This window comes from Oscillibacter sp. UBA6647, assembly GCA_002455655.1.
GTDB lineage: Bacteria > Bacillota > Clostridia > Oscillospirales > Oscillospiraceae > Oscillibacter.
This window is the reverse complement of sequence record DKLF01000150.1, coordinates 1-2,704: the sequence shown is the minus strand read 5'-3', so window position 1 is coordinate 2,704 and position 2,704 is coordinate 1. Positions and strand designations below refer to the sequence as shown.

At 59.4% G+C, this 2,704-nt stretch carries 4 protein-coding genes, 1 pseudogene and 1 other annotated feature; all 5 genes and pseudogenes read right to left on the bottom strand.

Going from position 1 to position 2,704, the window contains the following annotated elements:
- Positions 1-3: 3 nt before the first annotated feature.
- Positions 4-372, bottom strand: coding sequence for a 50S ribosomal protein L7/L12 (gene rplL / locus B2W96_RS11145; RefSeq protein WP_293010409.1), 369 nt, complete (start codon positions 370-372; stop codon positions 4-6).
- A 46-nt stretch (positions 373-418) separates the two neighbouring features.
- Positions 419-982 carry a 50S ribosomal protein L10 gene (gene rplJ / locus B2W96_RS11140; RefSeq protein ID WP_293010407.1) on the bottom strand — a complete coding sequence of 188 codons (564 nt, stop codon included), beginning with the start codon at positions 980-982 and terminating at the stop codon, positions 419-421.
- 83 nt (positions 983-1,065) lie between these two features.
- Positions 1,066-1,194 (bottom strand) — a sequence feature (ribosomal protein L10 leader region).
- A gap of 57 nt (positions 1,195-1,251) precedes the next feature.
- Positions 1,252-1,944 (bottom strand): 50S ribosomal protein L1, encoded by a 693-nt coding sequence (gene rplA, locus B2W96_RS11135; RefSeq protein WP_293010405.1) that lies wholly within the window; start codon positions 1,942-1,944, stop codon positions 1,252-1,254.
- Positions 1,945-2,032: 88 nt separating this feature from the next.
- Complete coding sequence (rplK, locus tag B2W96_RS11130; protein WP_293010403.1) at positions 2,033-2,458, bottom strand: 50S ribosomal protein L11; 426 nt, start codon at positions 2,456-2,458, stop codon at positions 2,033-2,035.
- A gap of 99 nt (positions 2,459-2,557) precedes the next feature.
- Positions 2,558-2,704, bottom strand: a pseudogene (locus tag B2W96_RS11125) (transcription termination/antitermination protein NusG); the annotation flags it as partial.

Here is a 2,704-nt window from a genome sequence, read left to right as displayed (position 1 = left end):
AACTTACTTCAGCTCGACCTTCGCGCCGGCTTCCTCCAGCTTGGCCTTCATGGCCTCGGCGTCGTCCTTGGACAAGCCTTCCTTCAGAGTGGCGGGAGCGCCCTCGACGGTCGCCTTGGCCTCGGCCAGACCCTGATCGGTGATCTCGCGGACAGCCTTGATGACCTTGATCTTGGCAGCGGCGTCAAAGCCGGTCAGGACCACGTCGAAGGAGGTCTTCTCCTCGGCGGCGGGAGCGGCAGCAGCGGCGGGAGCAGCCATAGCGGCGGCAGAAACGCCGAACGTCTCCTCCAGAGCGTGCACCAGCTCGCTAAGTTCCAGAACGGTCAGACCCTTGATCTCTTCGATCATAGCGGTAACTTTTTCAGACATAGTAGTAGCCTCCTAAATAAAAGTTTGGTTTAAATTTGGGTTCCGCTTATTCAGCGGCGGGAGCGGATTCCTCCGCTGCGGGAGCCTCGACAGCAGCCTCGGCGGCGGGAGCGGCTTCGCCGCCCTTCTCCGCGATCTGCTTGAGGACCACGGCCAGACCCGTGATGGGGGCCAGCATGGTGCCCAGAACCTGCGCCTGCAGGATGGGCAGAGCGGGAATTGCAGCCAGAGACTGGATGGTGGCCAGATCGACCACCTTGCCGTCCATAAAGCCGCCCTTGATCTCGAACTTGCCTTCCATCTTCTTGGCGCAGTTGCTCATGATGCGGGCGGGGGCTACCACGTCTTCAGACAGTGCCAGAGAAGTGGTTCCGTTCAGCAGACCGTCCAGCTCACCGTAGCCGACGTTGTTGAACGCGAAGCGCAACATGGTGTTCTTCACAACAGAGTACTCCACGCCGTTCTCGCGGCACTCCCGGCGGAGAACAGTGTCCTCCTCAACGGTGATACCCTTGTAGTCCACCAGGACGCCTGCGGTGGCCTTCTGAACCTTCTCGGTCAGCTCTGCCACAATCGCTTGCTTTGCACTCAGGACTTTTGCGTTAGGCATTCTTGTTTCACCTCCAGAGATTTTTGCGGAACGTCTCTGCTCTTCGGCGTGGGCCGTCAGGCAGAGGAATTCCGGGGGGGTGCGTTCTAAAAAGGAAACCGTCCCTGTGCCCAAAAGACACAAGGACGGAATAGCTTCATCAAAAGCCGTCCTCGGCAGGATTTCCGGAGTTTCCTCCCACCTGCTGTCTTTGGAACGCACGTTGTATTATATCAAACCGTCGGAATTTGTCAAGTGGCAAATTCCCGGTCGGATATCGGTTTTTTTGCTCAGACCAGCTTGGCGGCGTTCATCTTCACGCCGGGGCCCATGGTGGAAGCCACCACGCAGCTACGGATATACTGGCCCTTGGCGGCGGCGGGCTTCGCCTTGACGATGGCGCCCATCAGCGCATTGTAGTTTTCTGCCAGCTTCTCGGGGCCGAAAGAGGCCTTTCCGATGGGGCAGTGGATGATGTTGGTCTTGTCCAGACGATATTCGATCTTACCGGCCTTGACTTCCTTCACGGCCTTGGCCACGTCGGGAGTGACGGTGCCCGCCTTGGGGGAGGGCATCAGACCCTTGGGACCCAGCACCTTGCCCAGACGACCCACAAGGCCCATCATGTCGGGGCTGGCGACAACCACGTCAAAGTCAAACCAGTTTTCCTTCTGAATCTTCTCCACCAAATCCATGTCGCCCACATAGTCGGCGCCGGCTTCTCTGGCGGCGGCAGCCTTGTCGTCCTTCGCGAAAACCAGCACGCGGACGGTCTTTCCGGTGCCGTGGGGCAGAACGATGGCGCCGCGGACCTGCTGGTCTGCGTGCCGGGAGTCCACGCCCAGCTTCACGTGCAGCTCGACGGTTTCGTCAAACTTGGCGACGGCGCACTTGCACACCAGGCCCATGCCCTCCGCCGTCTCATAAAAGGTACCCTTATCGATCAGCTTTGCGCTGTCGGTATACTTCTTGCCTCTAAACAATGTTATTTCCTCCTCATAGTGGTTCTTCGGAATTCATCCTCCCACTGTATGCGGCCCTTGCGCCGCGCAAACGGGGACGAGTGGCGGCTCAGTCGCCCACCACAACGCCCATGGAACGGGCGGTGCCGGCGATCATGCTCATGGCGCTCTCCAGGCTGGAGGCGTTCAGATCGCGCATTTTCAGCTCTGCGATCTTCTGGATGGACGCCTTGGTAATGGTGGCCACCTTGGTCTTGTTGGGCACGCCGGAGCCGGACTCGATGTTGCATTCCTTCTTGATGAGAACCGCCGCGGGGGGGGTCTTGGTAATGAAGGAGAAGGAGCGGTCGCCGTACACCGTGATGACCACGGGGATAATCATACCCATGTCGTTCTTGGTGCGCTCGTTGAACTCCTTGGTAAACGCGGCGATGTTCACGCCGTGCTGGCCCAGCGCGGGGCCCACGGGGGGAGCGGGTGTCGCTTTGCCCGCGGGAATCTGCAGTTTTACGTATCCTGTAATTTTCTGTGCCACTTTAGTAGCACCTCCTGTTTAAAATGTGGTGGCGGCCTTCCGGCCCCCTTTGGCGGGACAACGGTCCCTCCCACTTGCAGCGGACGCGTGTCCGCTCTGTCAGTCCACGACCTCTAGCTGATCCAGCTCCAGTTCCACGGGCGTTTCCCGTCCGAACATGGAAACCATCACGCTGACGCGGTTTTTCTCGGGCTCAATCTCCTCCACCACACCGGTAAAGGTGGACAGAGGGCCGTCCACAGATCG